This is a genomic window from Streptomyces sp. NPDC048751, from assembly GCF_043198595.1.
Lineage (GTDB): Bacteria > Actinomycetota > Actinomycetes > Streptomycetales > Streptomycetaceae > Streptomyces.
The window spans coordinates 662,438-685,061 of the sequence record NZ_JBICUX010000002.1; the positions used below are offsets into that span (position 1 = coordinate 662,438).

General features: G+C 72.6%; 20 protein-coding genes. 4 read left to right on the forward strand and 16 right to left on the reverse strand.

The window, feature by feature from the left end; all coding sequences use genetic code 11:
* Positions 1-35: 35 nt before the first annotated feature.
* From ACGFNV_RS09995 to ACGFNV_RS10005, 3 genes are all read right to left on the reverse strand, one after another.
* Entirely contained in the window at positions 36-1,562 is a 1,527-nt protein-coding gene (locus ACGFNV_RS09995) for an aldehyde dehydrogenase family protein (RefSeq protein WP_393620976.1), read from the reverse strand.
* Between the two features lie 187 nt (positions 1,563-1,749).
* Entirely contained in the window at positions 1,750-2,364 is a 615-nt protein-coding gene (locus ACGFNV_RS10000) for a GNAT family N-acetyltransferase (protein ID WP_393620978.1), read from the reverse strand.
* A complete protein-coding gene (locus tag ACGFNV_RS10005; protein WP_393620980.1) occupies positions 2,361-3,089 on the reverse strand; it encodes a DUF664 domain-containing protein in 729 nt (242 codons plus the stop codon). Before ACGFNV_RS10005 ends, ACGFNV_RS10000 begins: the two co-directional genes overlap by 4 nt.
* Before the next feature lie 86 nt (positions 3,090-3,175).
* Here ACGFNV_RS10005 and ACGFNV_RS10010 point away from each other — a divergent pair, with 86 nt between their 5' ends.
* A complete protein-coding gene (locus ACGFNV_RS10010) occupies positions 3,176-4,168 on the forward strand; it encodes a helix-turn-helix transcriptional regulator (RefSeq protein WP_393620982.1) in 993 nt (330 codons plus the stop codon).
* On the opposite strand, the gene ACGFNV_RS10015 is transcribed toward ACGFNV_RS10010, so the two are convergent.
* The 6 genes from ACGFNV_RS10015 to ACGFNV_RS10040 all read right to left on the reverse strand — a co-directional run bounded on the left by ACGFNV_RS10015 (position 4,165) and on the right by ACGFNV_RS10040 (position 10,645).
* Entirely contained in the window at positions 4,165-4,989 is an 825-nt protein-coding gene (locus tag ACGFNV_RS10015) for a hypothetical protein (protein ID WP_393620984.1), read from the reverse strand. The genes ACGFNV_RS10010 and ACGFNV_RS10015 overlap by 4 nt on opposite strands.
* A 146-nt stretch (positions 4,990-5,135) precedes the next feature.
* Positions 5,136-6,125 (reverse strand): malate dehydrogenase, encoded by a 990-nt coding sequence (locus ACGFNV_RS10020; protein WP_393620986.1) that lies wholly within the window; start codon positions 6,123-6,125, stop codon positions 5,136-5,138.
* 404 nt (positions 6,126-6,529) lie between these two features.
* Positions 6,530-7,873, reverse strand: coding sequence for a helix-turn-helix domain-containing protein (locus tag ACGFNV_RS10025; RefSeq protein WP_393620988.1), 1,344 nt, complete (start codon positions 7,871-7,873; stop codon positions 6,530-6,532).
* A gap of 245 nt (positions 7,874-8,118) precedes the next feature.
* On the reverse strand, positions 8,119-8,634 hold the full coding sequence (locus tag ACGFNV_RS10030) for a helix-turn-helix domain-containing protein (RefSeq protein ID WP_393620990.1): 516 nt from the start codon (positions 8,632-8,634) through the stop codon (positions 8,119-8,121).
* A gap of 261 nt (positions 8,635-8,895) precedes the next feature.
* The gene (locus tag ACGFNV_RS10035; protein WP_393621488.1) at positions 8,896-9,336 is read right to left on the reverse strand and encodes a DUF3017 domain-containing protein; all 441 of its coding nucleotides are present in this window, start codon (positions 9,334-9,336) and stop codon (positions 8,896-8,898) included.
* Positions 9,337-9,790: 454 nt separating this feature from the next.
* Positions 9,791-10,645: a bifunctional methylenetetrahydrofolate dehydrogenase/methenyltetrahydrofolate cyclohydrolase gene (locus ACGFNV_RS10040; RefSeq protein WP_393620992.1), complete on the reverse strand. Its 855-nt coding sequence runs from the start codon at positions 10,643-10,645 to the stop codon at positions 9,791-9,793.
* A 280-nt stretch (positions 10,646-10,925) separates the two neighbouring features.
* On the opposite strand from ACGFNV_RS10040, the gene ACGFNV_RS10045 reads away from it, so the two are divergent.
* On the forward strand, positions 10,926-11,498 hold the full coding sequence (locus tag ACGFNV_RS10045) for a proline-rich domain-containing protein (RefSeq protein ID WP_393620993.1): 573 nt from the start codon (positions 10,926-10,928) through the stop codon (positions 11,496-11,498).
* Positions 11,499-11,610: 112 nt separating this feature from the next.
* On the opposite strand, the gene purH is transcribed toward ACGFNV_RS10045, so the two are convergent.
* Both purH and purN read right to left on the reverse strand, forming a co-directional pair.
* Positions 11,611-13,191: a bifunctional phosphoribosylaminoimidazolecarboxamide formyltransferase/IMP cyclohydrolase gene (gene purH, locus ACGFNV_RS10050; RefSeq protein ID WP_393620995.1), complete on the reverse strand. Its 1,581-nt coding sequence runs from the start codon at positions 13,189-13,191 to the stop codon at positions 11,611-11,613.
* Positions 13,188-13,817, reverse strand: coding sequence for a phosphoribosylglycinamide formyltransferase (gene purN / locus ACGFNV_RS10055; RefSeq protein WP_393620997.1), 630 nt, complete (start codon positions 13,815-13,817; stop codon positions 13,188-13,190). The genes purH and purN overlap by 4 nt, the downstream gene beginning before the upstream one ends.
* Positions 13,818-14,082: 265 nt before the next feature.
* On the opposite strand from purN, the gene ACGFNV_RS10060 reads away from it, so the two are divergent.
* On the forward strand, positions 14,083-14,874 hold the full coding sequence (locus ACGFNV_RS10060) for a hypothetical protein (RefSeq protein ID WP_393620999.1): 792 nt from the start codon (positions 14,083-14,085) through the stop codon (positions 14,872-14,874).
* Here ACGFNV_RS10060 and ACGFNV_RS10065 read toward each other — a convergent pair.
* On the reverse strand, positions 14,871-16,454 hold the full coding sequence (locus tag ACGFNV_RS10065) for a DUF6350 family protein (protein ID WP_393621001.1): 1,584 nt from the start codon (positions 16,452-16,454) through the stop codon (positions 14,871-14,873). The genes ACGFNV_RS10060 and ACGFNV_RS10065 overlap by 4 nt on opposite strands.
* 67 nt (positions 16,455-16,521) lie before the next feature.
* Here ACGFNV_RS10065 and ACGFNV_RS10070 point away from each other — a divergent pair, with 67 nt between their 5' ends.
* Complete coding sequence (locus tag ACGFNV_RS10070) at positions 16,522-17,550, forward strand: helix-turn-helix domain-containing protein (protein WP_393621003.1); 1,029 nt, start codon at positions 16,522-16,524, stop codon at positions 17,548-17,550.
* 109 nt (positions 17,551-17,659) lie between these two features.
* Here the strand turns inward: ACGFNV_RS10070 and sucD are convergent, their stop codons facing one another.
* From sucD to ACGFNV_RS10090, 4 genes are all read right to left on the reverse strand, one after another.
* Complete coding sequence (gene sucD / locus ACGFNV_RS10075) at positions 17,660-18,544, reverse strand: succinate--CoA ligase subunit alpha (protein ID WP_133927558.1); 885 nt, start codon at positions 18,542-18,544, stop codon at positions 17,660-17,662.
* A gap of 21 nt (positions 18,545-18,565) precedes the next feature.
* Complete coding sequence (gene sucC / locus ACGFNV_RS10080) at positions 18,566-19,744, reverse strand: ADP-forming succinate--CoA ligase subunit beta (protein ID WP_393621005.1); 1,179 nt, start codon at positions 19,742-19,744, stop codon at positions 18,566-18,568.
* Positions 19,745-20,160: 416 nt separating this feature from the next.
* On the reverse strand, positions 20,161-21,492 hold the full coding sequence (locus ACGFNV_RS10085; protein WP_393621007.1) for a hypothetical protein: 1,332 nt from the start codon (positions 21,490-21,492) through the stop codon (positions 20,161-20,163).
* A 114-nt stretch (positions 21,493-21,606) separates the two neighbouring features.
* Entirely contained in the window at positions 21,607-22,515 is a 909-nt protein-coding gene (locus ACGFNV_RS10090) for a hypothetical protein (RefSeq protein WP_393621009.1), read from the reverse strand.
* Between the last annotated feature and the right edge of the window lie 109 nt (positions 22,516-22,624).

Sequence of the window (22,624 nt, forward strand, 5' to 3'; positions counted from 1 at the left end):
AGAGGTGGCCGGGGGTGGGCGCCGTGGGGTCGGGCTCAGCCCGCGAACCACCGCACCGGCTTGGGCGCGAGGTTCTGGTAGACGTGCTTGGTCTCTCGGTACTCGGCGAGTCCGGCGGGGCCCAGTTCGCGTCCCACGCCGCTCTTTCCGAAGCCGCCCCACTCCGCCTGCGGGAGGTAGGGGTGGAAGTCGTTGATCCAGATGGTGCCGTGGCGCAGTCGGCCGGCCACGCGCCGGGCGCGTCCGGCGTCGGCGGTCCATACGCCGCCCGCGAGCCCGTATTCGGTGTCGTTGGCCAGCGCGATCGCCTCCTCCTCCGTACGGAAGGTCTCGACGGTGACGACCGGGCCGAAGACCTCCTCACGGACGACCCGCATCTCGCGGTGGCAGTGGTCGAGGACGGTGGGCTCGTAGAAGTAGCCGGTGGCGGGCCGTACGTCGCTGGGCTCGGGGCGGCGGCCGCCGGAGCGCAGGACCGCGCCCTCGGACAGGGCGGACTCGACGTACGCCTCGACCTTGTCGCGCTGCTGCTCGGAGACGAGGGGGCCGCACTCGACGCCGTCCTCGGTGCCGCGGCCGAGGCGGATCTTCTCGGCCCTGCGGGCGAGTTCGGCGACGAAGCGTTCGCGGACGCTCTCCTCGACGATGAGGCGGGCGCCGGCGGAGCAGACCTGGCCGCTGTGGATGAAGGCCGCGTTGAGGGCCTGGTCGACGGCGGTGTCGAAGCCCTCGTCGGTGGCGCAGGCGTCGGCGAAGACGACGTTGGGGTTCTTGCCGCCGAGTTCGAGGGCGACCTTCTTGACGGTGGGGGCGGCGGCCTGCGCGACCTTGGTGCCGCTGAGCAGGCCACCGGTGAAGGAGACCAGGTCGACGTCGGGGTGCTCGGCGAGGCGGGCGCCGACCGAATGGCCGGGCCCGGTCACGATGTTGGCGACCCCTGCGGGCAGCCCCGCCTCCAGCAGCAGGTCGATCAGGGCGACCGTCGTCAGCGGGGTGATCTCGCTCGGCTTGATCACGAAGGTGTTGCCCGCCGCCAGCGCGGGGGCGATCTTCCAACTGGCCTGGAGCAGCGGGTAGTTCCAGGGCGTGATCATCGCGCACACGCCGACGGGTTCGTGTACGACGACGCTGTGGACGTCGGTCGTGCCCGCGTCGACGACCCGGCCGGGGGACTCACCGGCGACGAGTTCGGCGAAGTAGCGGAAGGCGTCGGCGACACAGTCGATGTCGACGCGGCCCTCCTCGACGGTCTTGCCCGCGTCCCGGCTCTCCAGCAGGCCGAGCTGTTCGCGGTCCCGGGTCAGGAGGTCGGCCGTGCGGCGCAGCACGGCGGCACGTTCGCGCGCCGGCGTGCGCGGCCACGCACCCTCACCTGCGGCGAAGGCGCTGCGGGCGGCCGCGACGGCCAGGTCGGTGTCCTTCTCGTCGCCCTCGGCGACCACGGCGAACGTCAGCCCGTCCGCGGGGTCGAGGATCTCACGTGTGGCGCCGGAGACGGCTTCACACCACTCCCCACCCGCGTGGATGGTCTTCCGCGCCTGCTGCTGCGTACTGTCCGCCATGCTCCGTACTGCCTTCCGTTCCTGTTCAGCCCCCCTGCGTCACACGCGTGTCACTCACGTGGCACCTGCGCATCTGCCCGTGCCCCTCGAATGCATGCGCAATCCCTGGCCGAAAGTGCGCTGCGTCACTGGAGATGGGGATGAACCGGGTCAAATCGGGTGGCTTTGTGGGAGGAACCGGACGGCGTCAGAAGTCGATCCGCATCACCACCCTCCGTAGCGTCGGCCGGTTCACTTCCGTGAAGCCCAACTCGGCGAACACCTGGCGGCTGCCGGCGTGGAGTTCGCCCCAGGTGACCTCCACGCCGGGTGCGGTGAGCATCGGGTACGCCTCCAGGGCGCGGGCACCGCGCTCGCGGGCGTAGGGGACGGTGGCCCGGGCGAGGCCGTAGGTGATGCCTCGTCGGCGGAAGCCGCGGCGCGTGAGCAGACAGGTCACCGCCCAGACACCGTCGTCCGCCTTGTCCTCGCGCCGGCCCGTCCACGGGACGCGGGTGCGCAGCAGCCCGGCGTAGGCGGTACGCGGCTCGACGGCGGCCCAGCCGACGGGCTCGCCCTCCAGGTAGGCGACCAGGCCGCTGGTCGCCTCCGCGCCGGGGTCCCCGCAGGCGGTCTGCTCGCGCAGGCGCGCGGCGCGTTCCTCCGGGGGCGCGGCGCTCCAGTGGTGGCCCACGGTCTTGTAGCGCTGGCACTGGCAGCGGCCCGGGTAGTCGGTCGTGCCGAAGACGGCGCTCACGTCGTCCCAGGAGGCCTCGTTGGCGGGGCGGACGTCCAGCTTCTCCGGGGGCACGGGTTCGTTCACCGGGGCGGGTCCTCTCCCACCCGGCCGTCGACGGACTCGCGCACCATGTCGGCGTGGCCCACGTGACGGGCGTACTCCTCGATGAGGTCGACCAGCAGACCCCGCAGGCTCGGGTGCTCGCCCCGGGAGTCGGTGTACGCGGCGAGCCGGCCGGGGCCGCCCTCGGCCAGCGCCTGCCGCACATGGCCGTGTCCGCAAAGTAGCGCCGTCTGCCCGCAGGGCAGGGCTCGCGGCGTCTGGTGCGGCACCTCGCAAGGCGGAGGGTCGCCCGCGTACTGGGCGTACGCGGGCGATCCCGACAACGCGGCGAGGGGCCGTGCCAGGCGTCGCGAGCCAGGCGGGACTTTGCGGACACGGCCATGGGTCCGGGAGCGGGCGACCGCGCCCTCCCAGAGCGCGTACAGCTCCTCCGGGGTGTCGGAGGCGGCCGAGGTCCACTCCCAGTCGGGCTCGGCGTCCCAGTCCACCGTGTCCCAGGGCGGACCGAGCTCCCGCCCGAGCAGCCGGCGGGTCGGGTACTCGTCCTCGACCAGCGCCAGATGCTTCAGCAGCCCGCCCAGGGTGACCGTGGAGGGGGCGAGCCGCGTGTTCAGCCCGGCCGCGTCCAGGTCCCCGCACTTCCACGCGAGCGTCCTACGCAGCCGCTCCAGGGAACCGACCAGGGTGTCCGCCTCGTCGCCCGCGACGGGCGGCTCCCACAGAACGGTTTCGGTGTTCTCGCTCATGACGGGCAGACTACGGTCCGTTCCGGACGATCCACTGCCGGAATATCGCTGCTGCCGCAACACTCGTAAGGGGGGCCGCCGGGCCGATGAAGCACGACCGGAGCCCCACCGCCCGCGCCCTCCTGCTCCTCGAGCTCCTCCAGAGCAGCCCCGGCATCACCGCCGACCGGCTGGCCGCCCGGCTCGGCGTCTCCGAACGCGCCGCCCGCCGCTACGTCGGCATCCTGCGCGAGGCCGGCGTGCCGGTCGAGTCGACGCGGGGACCGTACGGCGGCTACCGCGTCGGCCGGGGCCTGCGCCCACCGCCCCTGATGTTCACCGCGGCCGAGGCCCTCGCGCTGGTCATGGCGGTCCTGGACGGCAACCGCGACGCCACGGACCCGGCCGACCCGGCGGGCAGCGCGCTCGGCAAGCTCCTGCGCGTCCTGCCGGAACCGGTCGCCCGGCCCGCCGAGGCGGTCCGCAGGGTCAGCACCCGCGCCGCGGACCCCGCCGCCGCGAGCCCCGACCCCGACACCACGGCCACCCTCGTACAGGCCTGCGCCGCGCGCCGCCGACTGCGGCTCGGCTACCGCCTGGGCGCGAAGGGCGTACGCGCCATGGAGGTCGACCCGTGGGGCGTCGTCGTCCACCACGGCCGCTGGTACCTGCTGTGCTGGTCCCACACCCGCGACGCCCGGCGCGTCCTGCGCGTCGACCGGATCACCGAAGTCACCGCCCTCGACGGCACGTTCACCCCACCGACCGGCCTCGACCCGCTGCGCACCCTGGAGGAACACCTGGCGCAGGGCTGGACCTACGACGTGGAGGTCGTCCTCCACGCCCCAGCCGACCAGGTCGCCCACCGGCTCACCCCCAGCCTGGGCCGCCCCGAACCGATCGACCCCCACACGACCCGGCTACGCGCCGGCACCGATGACCCGGAGTGGTACGCCGAGCAACTCACCTTGCTCCGGGTCCCGTTCCGGGTCATCGGCCCACCGGAACTGCGGGAGGCGGTGCGGGAGTTGGGGCGGCGGTTGCTGACGGCGAGTGAGGGCCACGGGATCGACGAGCAGTCGAACGACCTGCGGGACTAGCCGCACTCCCGCCCCTTGGGGCAGAACGACGTCACGGCTGTGGTGAGCGGGTCGCGTATCCGGGCGGGGGCCGCGGTCTCGGGGCCGCTGGAGCGGATCGCGTAGAGGGTGCCGTCGGTTGCCCGGAAGCGGTGGTCGACGACCCGGCGGGGGCCGAGGTCGGTGTCGTCGTAGCGGTAGGTCAGCTCGGCCCAGGTGTCGCCCGAGGCGCGGTCGAGGACCTGGTAGCCGGGCTGGAGGGCGAAGCCGTAGCCGGGGTCGTTCTCGGCGAGGTCCAGGGACTGGGCCGGGGTGTCCTCGGCGAGCGCGAAGATCTGCAGGCGGCGGCCGTCGCCCGGGGCGTCGTAGGAGACCACCGGGGCCAGTTGCCCCTGCTTCTGTCTACGGGTCCAGCCCTCGGGGACGGAGAGTGAGTAGCCGACGGGGTCCTGGGCGCGCCGGTAGCCCGTGTGCGCGGGCGTGCCGGTGGTGGCGCCGATGCTCGTGGAGGGCGTGGCGCCGGTCCCGGTCGGGTCGTCGCGGGTCACGTACCAGACACCGGTTCCCGCACCGACGCCCAGCAGCACCGCGAGGGCGAGCGCGGCCGACAGCCGGCCGGAGGAGCGCCGGGGGGCGGCGGGGGCGTACGGCTGTGGCGCCGGGGGCGTGGGGTACGGCGGTGGTGGGCCCGTGGGCAGCAGGCCACCGTCGGCCTGTGTGTCCGCGGACGCCCAGTGCGGCGGGGAGCCGGGCTGCCGCACGGCCCAGGCCGCCTGGCCGCTGTCCTCGCTGGGTTCGTGTTCCGCTCCGGAACCGGAGCTGTAGCCGTACCACCCGCTCATCGCGTCGCACCCCCGAAATCACCCTGCTGGGCACCTTTTCCGACGGTAGCGACGAAAACGGCCACGGGCCCCGTTCCGGAAGGAACCGGAACGAGGCCCGTGCGGGTTTGTGACAGAGCGGGCGACTCGGCTCGGTCGCCGTCGGCTCAGATGAGGCCGAGACCGCGGACCGCCTCGCGCTCCTCCTCGAGCTCCTTCACGGACGCGTCGATGCGGGTGCGGGAGAACTCGTTGATGTCCAGGCCCTGGACAATCTCGTACTTGCCGTCCTTGGTGGTGACGGGGAAGGAGGAGATCAGGCCCTCCGGGACGCCGTAGGAGCCGTCCGACGGGATGCCCATGGAGGCCCAGTCGCCGTCCGCCGTGCCGTTGACCCACGTGTACACGTGGTCGATGGCGGCGTTGGCGGCCGACGCGGCGGAGGACGCGCCACGCGCCTCGATGATCGCGGCACCGCGCTTGGCGACGGTCGGGATGAAGTCCTCGGCCAGCCACTTCTCGTCGTTGACGACCTCGGCGGCGTTCTTGCCGGCGACCGTGGCGTGGAAGATGTCGGGGTACTGGGTGGCGGAGTGGTTGCCCCAGATGGTCAGACGCTTGATGTCGGCGACCGTCGAACCCGTCTTCTTCGCGAGCTGGGTCAGCGCGCGGTTGTGGTCGAGGCGGGTCATCGCGGTGAAGCGCTCGGCCGGTACGTCCGGGGCGGCGGCCTGGGCGATCAGGGCGTTGGTGTTGGCCGGGTTGCCGACGACCAGGACCTTGATGTCGTCCGCGGCGTGGTCGTTGATGGCCTTGCCCTGCGGCTTGAAGATGCCGCCGTTGGCCTCCAGGAGGTCACCGCGCTCCATGCCCTTGGTACGGGGGCGGGCGCCGACGAGGAGGGCGACGTTGGTGCCGTCGAAGGCGACGTTCGGGTCGTCGGTGATGTCGATGCCCTGCAGGAGCGGGAACGCGCAGTCGTCCAGCTCCATGGCCGTGCCCTCGGCGGCCTTCAGCGCGGGGGTGATCTCCAGGAGGCGGAGCTTGACCGGCACGTCCGCGCCGAGCAGCTGGCCGGAGGCGATGCGGAAGAGCAGGGCGTAACCGATCTGGCCGGCCGCGCCGGTGACGGTGACGTTCACGGGAGTGCGGGTCATGGCGTTCTCCGTATGACAGCTGGCGGTGGGGCGTCCCTGCCCCGGACGTTTGATCGATCTCTTGGCATCAAGAGATCCATCCAGCGGTCAGGCTATCGCGCATACGGGATCCCGGACGTCCGGGGTGGTGTGTGGTCCGCCCCACAGAGCGGAGGCGAACACGCGCCACACAGGGAGAGGCGGCCGCCTGTCCGGGAGAGGAGGGACGGGCGGCCGCCGAGTGGGGGTACCGGGGTGCCGGACTCCCGTGGGGGTGACGTTCGCCTGCCCACGATTCCGGCGGCCATTCCTGTCCCACACCACTTTTCGGCCAGGGCTCCGGGCCCTGGCCATTTTCCTACGTCGCGCAGCCCGGTCCGCTCCGTGGCGCAGCCCGTTTCCGCTACGTCGTGCGTCCCGGTCCGCTACGTCGTGCAGCCCTTCTGTCCGGACGCCAGCGCCACGCATGCCTTCGCCTGACCCGCGTCCTTCACGGCCATCATCGGCGTGTAGGCGATCGTGTCGCCGACGGTGGTGATGCTCCCGGACTGCGAGGCCGTACCCACCGTCACGCGGACCTCGTCGCCCCGCGCGGCCTGGGTGACCCGTCCCCAGGCGGCACCGCAGGTCTCGCTGTAGCGCACCTCGACGACGGCGGTGCCGACGGTCGCGGTCTTGGCGGTGGTCACGAGATCGCCGCTGCACCCCATGCTCTCCGCGTCCTTGCCGGTGCAGGACGCACCGCTGCACTTCACCCCGGCCGGCAGGTCGGGGTCGGCGGCGGCGGACCGCGGGGGCGACTCGGAGCCGCCCTCGTCCTGCTTCCCACCGTCACCCAGGAAGCCCGGGATGAAGAAGACGGCGGCGATCACGGCCAGCGCACCGACGACACCCGCGAGGAGCAACGCCGGCCGCCGCCTGCCACCCCCTCCCCCGGAGGAACCACCGGTTTCGGAAGCCCGCGGCGGCTCGGAGGAAGCCGAGGAAGAGGAAGCGGAAGAGGACGGGGAAACCAGGGAGGCGGGAGTCGCCGGAGGCTCCGTATCTCCGGAGGCGGAGAGGCGTCCGCCCGGCTGCCCCGGCCCCTTGTACCCGGCCATGCGCCACGAGTTGCCGCCCGAGTCGCTCGCCCCTGCCCCCCTGGCGGAACCAGCACTCCCGGAGCCGCCCCTGGAGACGGGCCTGCTCGACGGCCCGCCCCGCGAGGCGCGCTCACGCTCGCGCTCGTCCGCCTCGGTCGCCGTCGGCTGCGCGGGCACCGACGAGACCGATGAGCCGGTCGACACCGAGGCCGAGGAGACGGGAGAGCCCGCTGAAGACGAAGAGGCCGAGGTGATCGGCGGGATCGTCGGGACCACGCCCGCCGGGCCCGCGATCCCCGGCGTCACCGTCGCGCTGCCACCCCTGCGTACCGCCTTGACCGGTTTGACGTTCCCCGCGGGCGCGGTCGACTCCCCCAGCGCGGCACGCGCCTGGGAGATGCGGATCGCCTCCATGGTCCGGTCGTGGCGCATCTCCGAGCGGCTCCAGGCGCGTTCGGCCAGCTCCCACATGGTCGTCAGATGGACGGGATGTGTGCCGGTCACCTCGGCCAGGGCGACGATCGCCCCCTTCGGCGCGAGAAGCCGACCGTTGAGATAACGCTCCCAGGACGTCTTGCTGTAGCCCGTGCGGTCGGCCACCGCCGCGATGCTCAGTCCACTGCGGTCCACGAGCCGCCGCAGTTGACTGGCGAACTCCTTGACCTGCGGGTCGAGTTCATCCGGCAAGGCCCTCCAACGAGGCATGAAACCCCCCTCTTCCCCCCTGTGCGTACTGCCGCCGCCGAGTCCCCGTGTGACTACCCAAGGGATGCGCCCACTAAGGAATATGGTTCCCGGCTCGTCCAGGTTGGATACGTTAGCCCCGCCGTACGGGTGAATTGGGGTCTATCCGCGAACTTGTCAATGCTTCGACACAACCAACACACATGCGTGACCTCGTACGCCACTGGGGCGTTGAGCACTCTCTTGGGTCACCCGAAGGCGAGGGCGCCGGCGACGGCGGTGAGGAGCAGCGCGAGGAGGAGCAGGACGGCGTACAGCAGGAGGCGTCCGGCGGGGCGGGGCGGCGGTTCCTCCTCCAGGCGCTCCCACCACGGGACCGTGGGATCGTCCTCGTACCCCTCGCTGCTAGGACCTGTCCCCGCGACGCCGGGATGATCCAGACGACAGGCCGTGGGGGCCCCGGCTTCGGGCGGGTGCGGGGACTCCGGGCGCGGCCAGGCCTCGACGGCGAGTTCCCAGCGTACGGCGCAACGTTCGGCGTCCGGTTCGGTGAGGCCGGCGACCCGGCACAGGGCGGCGACGGCCTGCCGGGGCGGCGGCTGGACGGCGTTGAGGTACCGCTGCCAGGAGGACTTGCTGTAGGCGGTGCGGGCACCGAGCGCGGCCAGGCTGAGGCCCGTGCCGTCCTTCAACTGCCGCAGCTGTTCCACGAAGTTCCGCACCTCCGGCGGCAGCTCGTCCGGCAGCGGCTGCCAGGCGCCCATCACCCACCTCCACGGCGTCGTCGCCCGTTCCCGATCCGATCAATTGACGACGTGAGGCGGCCGAGCGGTTCCCGTGGCGGCCTCGGTCTGTGGCAGAGCGCGGACACCGTAGCGGAACGGTCACCTCCGAGACACAGCGCGCGGACAGCCGTTGAACAGGCAGTTCACGGTGCGGGAGCGTGGTTCCCGGGCGGCGGCCCGTCCTTGCCTCGGGGGAGGGGACGGGCCGCCGTCTCGCTGCTCGCGGGGAAGGACGGGTGGTCAGCCGCTCACGGTGAAGTGCAGCGTGTCCTTCAGGAACGGGATCTGCAGCCAGGGGTCCGGCTGGACCATCAACGCCAGCAGCACGATCGCCAGACCGAGACCGCCGTACGTGACGATGTCCGTGAAGCGGGAGCGCACCGCGAGCATGCCGACGCCGGGCAGGACCCAGCGCAGGACGGCCCCGCCGAGCAGGGCGACGCCGATCAGCAGCGTGCCGACCCGGAACAGGTCGAGGGCGGTCAGCAGCAGACCGAGCGCGACCAGGGAGAACACGGCGAGCATCGGCCACTGCCGGGCCGGCGCCGGGGCGTCCCGCGGCGCGGCCCTGCCACCGCCCTCGGGGCGCGCGGTGTCCTTGGTGAACAGGGGGAAGCGGCGGGTGGTGCGGCGCGGGTGCCCCTCGGCATCGGGCGCGCTGATCGCGTCGCGGACGGTCAGCTCGGAGGTCTCCGGGGCCTCCGGGGCCTCCGGGGCCTCCGGGGCCTCCGGGGTCTCCGGGGTCTCCGGGGTCTCCGGGGTCACAGAGGTCTCTGGGGTCCCGGATGTCTCGTGGGCCCCGAGCGCCTCGGGGGTCACGAAGGCCTCGGAAGCGACGGGGGCCTCGGGGGTCACGGGGGCCTCGCGGGTCTCGTGGTTCACACGGGTCTCGCCGGACCCGCGGGGCTGGCGCGGCTGACGGGTCTCGCTGGTCTGAAGGGTTTCGCCGGTCTCGCCGGTCCCCCGGGTCTCGCCGGTCCCCCGCGCCTCGCCGGTCCCCCGCGCCTCGCCGGTCCCCCGGGTCTCGCCGGTCCCCTGGGTCTCGCCGGTCCCCTGGGTCTCGCCGGTCCCCCGCGTCTCGCCGGTCCCCCGCGCCTCGCCGGTCCCTAGCGTCTCGTGGTGGGTCCCCTCCGGGTCAGTCGACACTGCGCTCCGCCGCCTCCACCACGTTGACGAGCAGCTGGGCGCGGGTCATGGGGCCGACGCCGCCCGGGTTCGGGGAGATCCAGCCGGCCACCTCGGCGACGTCGGGGTGGACGTCGCCGACGATCTTGCCCTCGGCGCTGCGCGAGACGCCGACGTCCAGGACGGCCGCGCCCGGCTTGACGTCCTCGGCGCGGATCAGGTGCGCGGAACCTGCCGCGGCGACGATGACGTCGGCGCGCTTGAGGTGGGCGGAGAGGTCCCGGGTGCCGGTGTGGCACTGGGTGACCGTGGCGTTCTCGCTGCGCCGGGTCAGCAGCAGCGGCATCGGCCGGCCGATGGTCACCCCGCGTCCGACGACCACCACCTCGGCGCCCTTGATCTCCACACCGTGGGCGCGGAGCAGGGTGAGCACGCCGTTCGGGGTGCAGGGCAGCGGGGCCGGCTCGTTGAGGACCAGGCGCCCGAGGTTCATCGGGTGCAGACCGTCCGCGTCCTTGTCCGGGTCCATCAGTTCGAGGATGCGGTTCTCGTCGATGCCCTTGGGGAGCGGCAGTTGGACGATGTACCCGGTGCACCCCGGGTCCTCGTTCAGTTCCCGTACGACCGCCTCGATCTCCTCCTGCGTCGCCGTGCCCGGCAGTTCGCGCTGGATGGAGGCGATGCCGACCTCGGCGCAGTCGCGGTGCTTGCCGGCGACGTACTTCCGGCTGCCGGGATCGTCCCCGACGAGGATCGTGCCGAGGCCCGGTGTGATCCCCTTCTCCCTCAGCGCCGCCACGCGGACGGTCAGATCGGACTTGATCGCTGCTGCGGTGGCCTTGCCATCGAGAATCTGGGCGGTCATGACTCCATCCTCCCGGATGACCGGCCCCCGGTTCCAATCCGGGTAGCCCCTGCGGCCCCGGTGCGTACACGGCGCCACTCGTGTCGAATCCCGCCATGATCGGTGATGTTGCACTTGCACAACACATACGAATTGTGGCTGGACAAGGCGACGGCGCCTGAAGAACGATGAACGGACAGTGCCGCGGGCAGTATCGGGGGGACGCACCGCTTCTGTGACCTTTCCTCCGCCACGGCCGCGCGCCGTCCCCGCACTAGCAACAGACGGAGGAAACACCGCCATGAGTTACGGCGACCCGAACAACCCCTACGGCGCTCCCCAGGGGCAGCAGCAGCCCGGTTACGGCTACCCCCAGCAGCAGCCCCCCGCTCCGGGCTACGGCTACCCGCAGGCCCCGCCGGTCGGCGCCTACGCCGGCGCCCCGGCCCCGACGACGATGCCCGGCACCGTGAACACCGCCCGTGTGCTGCTGTGGATCATCGTGGGTCTGCAGATCCTCGGCGTGGCCCTGTTCGCCTTCGCCGCCGTCAGTGTCAACGCCGCGAAGAACGACGACTCGCTCAAGGACAACTCCGCCTTCCAGGACCTGGCCGACCAGTCGTCCGGGATGCTGTGGGCGATGACCGTCTTCGCGCTGGCCTGGGCCGTGTTCGCGATCGTGCTGGCCACGAAGTTCAACTCCGGCCGCAACGGCGTCCGCGTCACGATCCTCGTCTTCGGCATCATCACCGCGGTGCTCGGCATATACCCGTTCGTCGTCGTCGGCCTCATCCACACCGTGCTCGCCATCCTGGTGGCCGTGTTCGTCGGCAACGCCAACGGCAAGGCGTGGTTCAACCGCCCGCAGTACTGAGCGGCTCCGCGGTACTGATCGGCTCCGCGGTACTGAGGGTTTCGCTCCACGCACGACCAAGGGCCGTGTCTCACCCGTACGGGGAGACACGGCCCTGGTGCGTCAGTGACCCTCAGTGGAAGAAGTGACGCGTCCCGGTGAAGTACATCGTGACGCCCGCCTTCCGCGCGGCCTCGACGACGAGCTCGTCACGGACCGAACCGCCGGGCTGGACCACGGCCTTGACGCCGGCCTCGACGAGGATCTCCAGGCCGTCCGGGAAGGGGAAGAACGCGTCGGAGGCGGCGTACGACCCCTGCGCGCGCTCGGCGCCGGCCCGCTCCACGGCGAGCTTCGCGGAGTCCACGCGGTTGACCTGACCCATGCCGACACCGACCGAGGCGCCGTCCTTGGCGAGCAGGATCGCGTTGGACTTCACGGCCCGGCACGCCTTCCAGGCGAAGGCGAGCTGCTGGAGTTCGTCGGCGTCCAGCGCCTCGCCGGTCGCGAGGGTCCAGTTGGCCGGGTCGTCGCCGTCGGCCTGGAGGCGGTCGGCGACCTGGAGCAGGGCGCCGCCGTCGATCGGCTTGACGTCGACGGGGTGGGCGGGGCCGTCGGGGCAGCGCAGCACGCGGATGTTCTTCTTCTTGGCGAGGGCTTCCAGGGCCCCCTCCTCGTAGTCCGGCGCGACGATGACCTCGGTGAAGATCTCCGCGACCTGCTCGGCCATCTCCTTGCTGACCGGCCGGTTCACGGCGATCACGCCGCCGAACGCGGACAGCGGGTCGCAGGCGTGCGCCTTGCGGTGCGCCTCGGCGACGTCGGCGCCGACCGCGATGCCGCACGGGTTGGCGTGCTTGATGATCGCGACGGCGGGCTCGGTGTGGTCGTACGCGGCACGGCGGGCGGCGTCCGTGTCCGTGTAGTTGTTGAACGACATCTCCTTGCCGTGCAGCTGCTCGGCCTCCGCCAGGCCGCCCGTGCCTGCGGTGTAGAGGGCGGCGGGCTGGTGCGGGTTCTCGCCGTAGCGCAGGGTGTGCGCGCGCTCCAGGCTGGTGGCGAGGAAGGAGGGGAAGGGGGAGTCGTCGGCCGGCGCGTAGGCGGAGGCGAACCAGGAGGAGACCGCGATGTCGTACTCGGCGGTGTGCCGGAAGGCCTCGGCGGCCAGCCGCTTGCGGGTGGCGAGGTCGAAGCCGCCGCCCTGTGCGGCCGCCAGGACGTCGCCGTAGCGCGCGGGGCTGGTGACCACGGCGACCGACGGGTGGTTCTTGGCGGCGGCGCGGACCATGGAGGGGCCGCCGATGTCGATCTGCTCGACGCACTCGTCGGGCGAGGCCCCGGAGGCGACGGTCTCGCGGAACGGGTAGAGGTTGACGACGACGAGGTCGAACGGCTCGACGCCCAGCTCCGCCAGCTGCTGCCGGTGGTCCTCCAGACGCAGGTCGGCGAGGATGCCGGCGTGGACCTTGGGGTGCAGGGTCTTGACGCGGCCGTCGAGGCACTCGGGGAAGCCGGTGAGCTCCTCGACCTTGGTGACCGGGACGCCGGCCCCGGCGATCCGCGCGGCCGTGGAGCCGGTGGAGACGAGCTCGACGCCGGCCTCGTGCAGCCCGCGGGCGAGCTCCTCGAGCCCGGTCTTGTCGTAGACACTGACGAGCGCGCGACGGATGGGCCGCTTGGTGCTCTCGGCCGTGGCAGTGCTCTCGGCGGTCACTGGATAACTACCTTTCGTCCCTCAATGCGATGGCCGTTGCGGGCGAGGCGCCCCACGACCTCGACGAGCAGCCTTCGCTCGACTTCCTTGATGCGCTCGTGCAGAGCGCTCTCGTCGTCCTCGTCCCGGATCTCCACCACGCCCTGAGCGATGATCGGTCCGGTGTCGACGCCGTCGTCGACGAAGTGGACGGTGCAGCCGGTGACCTTGGCGCCGTACGCGAGCGCGTCGCGCACTCCGTGGGTTCCCGGGAAACTGGGGAGGAGGGCGGGGTGGGTGTTGACCAGCCGCCCGCCGAAGCGCGCGAGGAACGTCTTCCCCACGATCTTCATGAAGCCGGCGGACACCACGAGGTCGGGCTCGTGGGCGGCGACCGCCTCGGTGAGTGCCGCGTCCCACTCCTCGCGGCTGCCGTGGTCCTTGACCCTGCACACGAAGGTCGGCAGCCCGGCGCGCTCGGCGCGCGCGAGTCCCTCGATGCCCTCCCGGTCCGCCCCGACGGCCACGACCTCGGCGCCGTAGGCCTCGGGCCCGACCCGGTCGATCTCGTCCAGGAGCGCCTGCAGGTTGGTGCCGGATCCGGAGACCAGCACGACGAGGCGCTTGGCCACAGGCTTGGCGGCCACGGTGGGGCCCTTTCTCGGGGGAGCGTTTGTATGGTCGTACGAATGCTTCGCGCCCCGGGATACGGGGAAGTCTACGAAGCGGTCGACCGTCAGCAACGATACCGGCACACCGGGCGGCCCCCATGGGACGGGGGCGTGGCCGGAAGGTAGCGTCTGCCAGGAGCGGGTTCGGGAACGCGGTCGTCGTGCGGTGCGTTGCCGTAGTGACAGCTCCCGCGGAGTTTTGCCAGACCGTCGTATTCGCCTAGGGGAAGACGCTCACTTGATGCCGGACCGCAGTCTGCGACTCGCCACGCTCCCCCCGCAGTCATCGCGCGCAGGGCAGCGCGGCGCCGTGCTGCTGCGGGAGCGCCCCGCCTCGCCCCCCGACGCGGCCTCGGGTGACGCCGGGAAGAAGAACGGCGACGATCAGCGCGACGCCCCCGCCCAGGACGACAACCCCTTCGCCCCGCCCCCCGAGGGCGCCCCGGACCGCCCCTGGCAGCCCCGTCACCCCGCTCCCGGCGGCCAGGACGACTCCTCCTCCGACACTCCGCCCGCCGGCTCCCCCTGGGGCGGCCAGTGGAGCGACCGCCAGCCCGGCCGCGCCCAGGGCGGCGGCTTCGGCGAGCGCCCCGGCGCGGGTCCCGAGGGACCGGGCGGCACCCCCGGCCCGCCCCCTCGCTGGGACCCCACGGACCCGGTCCAGCGCCATGCGCGGTACGCGCTGATGTGCGGCATGTGGGCCCTGTTCGTCGCCATCTTCAGCTGGTCGTACGTGGCTCTGCTGCTGGGCGCCCTCGCCCTCTACTGGGGCATCAGCGCCCTGCGCGCCAAGCCCCGCAACCCGGACCCCGCCGCCGCGAACATGGGCGCCCGTCCGCAGACGACGGCCGCGGTGAGCGGCCTGGTCACCGCGTCCCTGGCCATCGCCCTGGTCGCCATCACCTTCACCGCCCAACTCGTCTACCGCGACTACTACACCTGCACGGAGGACGCCCTCACCAGCGAGGCGAAGCAGACCTGCAAGCAGTTGCTGCCGGAGGAGCTTCGGGGCGTTCTGGGGGCGGGCAGCTAGGGCCTGTCCGGCGAGTCCGGCTCCGGCGGCGCCGAGTGCACCGGTTTCGGGTCCGGGGGCGCTGACGGCTTGGGGTGCGCGGGCGGGGTCGGGTCGGCGGGCAGGAAGTCGTAGGGCTCGTCGGTGTCGTCGACGAGGGGCGTGGGGCGTACGGCGTCGCGCGGGTCGTCGCTGCCACCTCGTACGGGGTCCCGCGCATCGCCGTGACCGTCCCGCTCGGCGTGCTTCGCGTCGTCGCCGCGGCCGTACAACCCGCGCATCGCCTCCCGCGCCCTGCCGATGCTCGCGGGCTCGCCGCCAGGGGCCCGCCTCCGGGGACGTCGCGTGCGGGTGCTCGCCACCATCGCGGCCGGTACCGCCACCGGTGCCGTCCAGAGCAGCACCGCGGCGCCCACCTGCCACCACACCGGTCCGAAGCGGGCGAGGGTGGCCACGCCGAGCGGTCCGCCCGACAGTGCCGCGAGGACGGCGAGCGCCGACGCGCAGAGCACGGCCGCGAGGAGGGCCACACCGGCCGCCCGTGAGCGCGAACAGCCGACCGCCCCCCGTGCCGCGAACCACCCCACCGTCACGCCCGCCGCCACCGGCACCGCGCCCGCGGCCCAGGTCAGGGGTGTGCCGGGTCCGGCGTCCGGCACGGCTGCCAGCAACGGAAACGGGGGCAGCAAGGGAGCGGGGGCCGAGGAGAGGGGGCTCACGACGTGCCCCGCGCCGAGGAGGAAGCCGGGGCCGGTCGCGTAGGCGGCTCCCCACACCGCCGCGTTCGGTACCAGGGCCAGGCACAGCAGCAGCACGGTGAAGCGGCCCGACATCCCCTCCGTCAGCTGCAGGAAGGACACCCGCGCCACATCGCCGTGCCACAGCAGCGACACCGCCGTCAGCAGCGCCCCACCCCCGAGGAGCACCCCGGCGCCCGCTCCCGCCGCCCGCCAGGCCGCACCGAGCCGGTCGCGCGCCGCCGCCCCGAGGACCAGCCGCCGTGAACCGAGGGGAGGCACGGCCCCCACCTCCCCCCAACGAGGGCGCCCGTACGCCGTCCACACCCCCACGGCCGCGGCGATCGCGACGAGCACCGACACGCTCACGCCCGTCCGCCCCCACGAGGGGCGCAGATCACCGCCCGCCGCGTACAGCGCGGCCACCGCGCCGACGGCGAGGTAGCCGAGGACGACACCCACCCACGCCGTACCGCCGCCCACCGGCGCCTCCTCCTCGTCCCCGTCCACGGCGTCCCGTGCCGCCCGGCGCACCAGCCAGGCGGGCAGCGCGAGCAGCAGCAGCGGGGTGAGGCCCACGGGTGCCGGGACACCGGACAGCGTCTCGGTGCGGACCAGCTCCGCTCCGTGCGCCAGCAGCCACAGCGCGGCGGCGACATGCAGCGCCCCGCCCGGCCCGCTGTCGGGGTACGGCGAGCTGATCCACAGCAGCGTCACCAGTACGGCGAACGAGCCGAGCCCCAGCCCCGCCGCGAGCGCGCCGCCCACGAGGCCGTCGGCCAGCCCGGGCGACCGGCCGCGCAGGCCGGTGAGCAGGACAGGCAGGGGCGGTCGGCGGTCGGTCATCTGCGTCACGACCGCCATGCTCCCAACGACACGCGCTTTTCCGTCGTAACAGGAGAACCATCGAAGTGTCGCTCAATATACGTTTATGTTCTTTTTCCCGCTCCCTCCGCCCAAGGAACGGCGGCGCCTGCGCGAGGACAACGCGTTGACGCAGGCGCACATCGCCGAGCAACTGGGTGTCCCCCGCAAGACGGTGCGCGGATGGGAGACCGGCCGCACGACTCCCGGCGGCCAGACGGGGGAGGCGTACGCGAGGTTGCTGGCCTCGCTGAATGTCAGAAGGCTGACCCGGACTCAGGGGCGCACTCGGGCAGAGACGCTGACGCCCGCTCAGGCCTTCGACGCCCTGTACGCCTTCTGCGCCCCCGCCCTCGTGCGGCAGACGTATCTCCTGACCGGGCGTCGGGAGCTGGCGCGCGAATCGGTCGAGCGGGCCTTCCAAGTGGCGTGGCAGCGCTGGCCGGAGGTGGCACGGGACCGCGACCCGGCGGGCTGGGTGCGGGCGACGGCGTACGACTGGGCCCTCTCCCCCTGGCACCGGTTCCGCCCCCGCTACCGGCACCCCGAACCGCCGCCCGCCGCCGCGAGCGACCGCTCCCTGCTGGACGTACTGCTGGCCCTCCCGCCGTCGTACCGCCGCACGCTCGTGCTGTACGACGGGGTCGGTCTCGACCTGCCGGAGACGGCGGCGGAGGCGGAGGCGAGCACTCCGGCGACCGCGCACCGCCTCCTGCACGCCCGCGAGGCCGTCGCCGCCCGCCTCCCGGAACTGTCCGACCCTGCCCTGCTCCACCGACGCCTCGCCGAACTGGCCTCCGCGGAACGCCTGCGCGCCGCCCCGCCCCCGGCAGTGCGCACCCACGGCGAAGGCCGGGCCCGCTTCTGGACCCGCGCCGCCATCGCCTTCACCGTCGCCCTCATCGGGACCACGGCACTCGCCCTCAAAACGGCCCCCACCCACTACGAGCCCCCGGTGGCCCCGGGCCAGGCGGTGCGGGGGGTCCCGCCGAAGGTGGCCCTGGGCGCGCTGTCGGAGGAGGAGCTGGAACTACGGGACAAGCTGAGGGAGGAGATGGCCGGCGGCCCGGAGAGAGTCCTGCCGCTCCCCCGCTGAGGGCTGTCCCGTAATCCCTGGCGGGCGCGCGACGACATGCCATGGCCGAGAACGCCGGTGGGCCCGCCCCCACAGAGGGGACGGGCCCACCGGCACGCGAGCAGGTGACTCAGCCGGCGAGGATCTCGCGGGCGAGCTTCGCCGTCTCGGTCGGCGTCTTGCCGACCTTGACGCCGGCGGCCTCGAGGGCCTCCTTCTTCGCGGCGGCCGTACCGGAGGAGCCGGAGACGATGGCGCCGGCGTGGCCCATGGTCTTGCCCTCGGGCGCGGTGAAGCCCGCGACGTAGCCGACGACCGGCTTCTTCACGTTCTCCTTGATGAACGCGGCGGCCCGCTCCTCCGCGTCGCCACCGATCTCACCGATCATCACGATCAGGTCGGTGTCGGGGTCGGCCTCGAACGCGGCGAGCGCGTCGATGTGGGTGGTGCCGATGACCGGGTCGCCACCGATGCCGACGGCCGAGGAGAAGCCGATGTCACGCAGCTCGTACATCATCTGGTACGTCAGCGTGCCGGACTTCGAGACGAGACCGATGCGGCCCGGCTTGGTGATGTCACCGGGGATGATGCCGGCGTTCGACTGGCCGGGGGTGATGAGACCCGGGCAGTTCGGGCCGATGATCCGGGTCTTGTTGCCCTTCTCCACGGCGTACGCGTAGAACGCGGCGGAGTCGTGGACCGCGATGCCCTCGGTGATGACGACCGCGAGGGGGATCTCCGCGTCGATCGCCTCGACCACGGCGGCCTTCGCGAAGGCCGGCGGCACGAAGAGGACGGACACGTTGGCGCCCGTCTTCTCGATCGCCTCGGCGACCGTGCCGAAGACCGGGATCTCGTTGCCGTCGATGTCGACCGACTGACCCGCCTTGCGGGGGTTCACGCCACCCACGATGTTCGTGCCGTCGGCCAGCATGAGCTTGGTGTGCTTCATGCCCGTGGCACCGGTCATGCCCTGGACGATGACCTTGCTGTCCTTGTTGAGGAAGATAGCCATGGCTGTGGTGTCCCTCGTCCCTTACTTCGCAGCCGCGAGCTCGGCGGCCTTGTCGGCCGCGCCGTCCATGGTGTCCACGCGCTGCACGAGCGGGTGGTTGGCGTCGGAGAGGATCTGACGACCCAGCTCGGCGTTGTTGCCGTCCAGACGCACGACCAGCGGCTTGGTGACTTCCTCGCCGCGGTCCTCGAGGAGCTTCAGCGCCTGCACGATGCCGTTGGCGACCTCGTCGCACGCGGTGATGCCGCCGAAGACGTTGACGAAGACGGACTTGACGTCCGGGTCGCCGAGGATGATCTCCAGGCCGTTCGCCATGACGGCGGCGGAGGCGCCACCGCCGATGTCGAGGAAGTTGGCGGGCTTGACGCCACCGTGCGCCTCACCGGCGTACGCGACGACGTCCAGGGTGCTCATGACGAGACCCGCGCCGTTGCCGATGATGCCGACCTCACCGTCGAGCTTGACGTAGTTGAGGTTCTTCTCCTTGGCGGCGGCCTCGAGCGGGTTGGCCGACTCCTTGTCCTGGAGGGCCTCGTGCTCCGGCTGACGGAACTCGGCGTTCTCGTCCAGGGAGACCTTGCCGTCCAGGGCGATGACGTCACCGGAGGCGACCTTGGCCAGCGGGTTGACCTCGACCAGGAGGGCGTCCTCCTCGACGAAGGTCTTCCACAGGGTCACGAGGACGTTGGCGACCTTGTCGGCGACCTCGGCCGGGAACTTCGCGGCCTCGACGATCTGGCGGGCGACCTCGGGGGTCACGCCCACGTTGGCGTCGATCGGCGTCTTGGCGACGGCCTCGGGGCGGGTCTCCGCCACCTCCTCGATCTCCATGCCGCCCTCGACGGACGCGATGGAGAGGAAGGTCCGGTTGGCACGGTCGAGGAGGAAGGAGACGTAGTACTCCTCCACGATCTCGGGAGCCGTCTCGGCGATCATCACCTTGTGGACCGTGTGGCCCTTGATGTCCATGCCGAGGATGTTGGTGGCGTGCTCCACGGCCTCGTCGGCGGTGGCGGCCAGCTTCACGCCGCCGGCCTTGCCGCGGCCACCGACCTTCACCTGAGCCTTGACGACGGACTTGCCACCGAGGCGCTCGGTGGCTGCGCGGGCCGCCTCAGGCGTGTCGATGACTTCACCGGCCAGCACCGGTACATCGTGCTTGGCGAAGAGGTCCCTCGCCTGGTACTCGAACAGGTCCACGCGCTTCCGTCCCTATCAGTGATCTCGCGGTTCGTTGGATGCGTGGGCGTGCCGCGATGGGCAACGTGACGTCCGCCAGTCACTAGGAAGGCGCACACGGTGTCCGAGCGCGCGGCATGTCCGTCTCGCAGGTTATCCCCGCTTGCGGGGGGTCTCTAAATCGGTGGTCACACCTGAGCGGTGATACCTGTCACATGATGCCGCCCTCACTGGCACAGCGTGCCGCGGGTGCGGGGCCTCACCGGGTTGGGGTTGGCCCGGTGAGGCCCCTTGAACGGCCCCGAAGGGCCCCTGGCCGGGCGATCCCCACCCCAATGGGGACCATCCGGCCCGGTCCGCGCGGTCTCGTCCCGGACCGGCCGACGGTTTTCGGCCGGTCCGGGACTGTGTCGCGCGGGGTCGACGGCGTACGGCTGTCAGATGCCGTACGGAGTGCTGTGACCGGCGGCGGGGGCGAGCGAGTCGGCGACGCCCGCCGTGCCGGTGACGGCGTGATGGGCCAGCGGAGCGGCAGTGTCCCCGACGGTTCCGGAGAGGCCCTGCGCGAAGGGCGCGACCTGACCGGCGGCGCCGTGGGCGAAGGGGCCGACCTCGCCGGCCACCCCGCCCGCGAACGGGGCCACGTCGCCGGTCACGCCGTACGCGAGTGCCGTGGCGCTGCCGCCGACACCGTGGACGACGGGCCGCACGGTGTCGGTCACCGTGTCGACGACCGGCTCGACGGACCCGGTGACCCCCTGCGCGAACGGCGGCACGTCCCCCACGGCCCCCTCCGCGAACGGCCCCACCTGCCCGGTCACCCCGTACGCCAGCGGGGGCACACCGGAGGTGATCCCGCCCGCGAAGGCCTCGACGTCCCCCGTGACGCCGTACGCCACCCCACCGGCGTCCACCACGGCCTGCCCGGCAACAGGCACGACGCCGTGGACAGCGGTGTTCGCGACCGGCGGCAGTACGGCCGCGGTGGCGTCGTCGGCGACCTGGCCGACGAGGCCGGTGGCGTACGGGGGTACGTCCGCGACGACACCGCCGACGACGGGCCGGACGCCGGAGACGGCTGTGGTGGCGGTGTGCTGGACGCCGGTGACGGCTCCCGCGGCGGTGCGTCGCACGCCCGCGACGGCTTCGGTTGCGGTGCCCTGTGCGCCGGTCACCGCGCCGCCGGCCACGGGCGCGGCACCCGTCACGGCCCGGTCCGCCACCGGGAGCACCCCGCGTACGGCGGCGCCCGCGATCGGCGGGACGACGGCGTCGGTCGTGGCCGCCCCGGCCTGGGCCACGTCCAGTTCCGGGGCGAAGGCGGAGAGCGGGCCGAAGAGGTAGTCGATGCCGTGCTGCGGGGAGGTGGGGACGGGGGTGGTGGCGTCGGTCGTCCTCTCCTTCACCTTCTCCTTTACGGCCGTGGTTGTGGTCGTGGCTGTGGCCGTGGTCGTGGCTGTGGCTGTGGCCGTGGTCCGGGCCGAGGCCTGCGCCTTGTGCTGCGCCGCACGGGCCGCCCGGGCACCGTTGATGGCCTGCGCGCCCCGCACCTTGGTGACCTGCGGGGCGGTGACCTGCGGGGCGGTGACCTCGGCGTCGAGGGAGCGGTGCACGTGCTCGACGGTGCCGGCGTCGGCGTCGGCCGTCGGGTCCGTGAGGGAGAGGGAGGAGACGGGCAGCTCATCGGCGCTGGCGACGGTGGAGCCGAGCGCCCAGGCTCCGGTGACACCGGCGGCTATGACGATGGAACGGCGGATGTTCTTGTTCATGCGTACGTCAGATCCTTAGGGAATCCGGGACTTCGGGAGGCTTGGAGACATTCCGGTGGGCGGGCAGACCTGTGCCGCCCCCGCGCGGCAGGTCCGGGCGCGGGGAGGCCTGCCCTAAGCGGGGAAGACGGGAATGTCCCGGTACCTGTCCCGGGTACCGGTCGCGTCCGTACGCGTGGTGGTGCCCGGCATGAGCGCCGGTTGCACCGGATGACGGGGGGTGACGGCGTGCCCGTCGCCGTGCCGCGACGTGCCGTTGCCCAGCGCCGCCTGGCCGACCAGCACGCCGCTCGAACCACCGCCGGGCGCGTGCTGCTCGGGTACGTGCCCGGGGCGAGCGGGGCGAGAGGTGTCGGCGTGGGCGGTGTCTCCCGCCCGTACGGTGGCCGGGAGCGGCCCGTAGGTGGCTGTCGCCGCCGTATGGGCATGCCGGTGCGAGGTCTGGCCCCGCTCGTCCGCGGACGAAACCGGAGGGTGCGACGTCTGCGGCGCCTGCCCGGCAGGCAGTGGCGTGGAGGTGACCGGCTTCGGAGGCACCTGCCCCGGAAGCGCGGGCAGCCCGGGAAGGTCGGTGCCGTCCGACGCGCCCGGCAGGTCGGGCAGTGGAGGCGCCGAGGACACCGGCGGGAGCGGCGGCACTTGCCGCTGCGCCTCCGCCAGACCGTCAGCGACGGACTTCACCAGTCCGCGGACCGGGTGGAGGGCCTTGTCGACGGACGGAACCTCCGCCACGGGCTCCTCGTGCCCCGCCGATGCACTCCCCGTCAGGCCGGTCACGGTCGACGTCGTCACCGCCGGGGCGGCAACGGTCGTCGTGCTCGCCGTCGTTGTGCTCGCCGTCGTCGTGCTCGCCGTCGTTGTGCTCGCCGTCGTCGTGGTTTCCGCCGCGTGCGCCTGCGCTCCGCAGAGGAACCCGAGCACGAACAAGCCGCCCACCAGCAGCGCCACTTCCAGCGCACGCCGACCGGCCGCTGTGCGCAGGTCGCGCAGCGCGGCACCGGACAGGGCTGCTGGCCAGATCAAGAGAGGGATCGTCCTCACGTACGGCGTACGGCGGAGCGAGGCGCACCGCTTGACGAGGCGTCGATCCTTGCACGGGACGCCCGAGGTTGCGCAAGCCCTCCGTTACCGA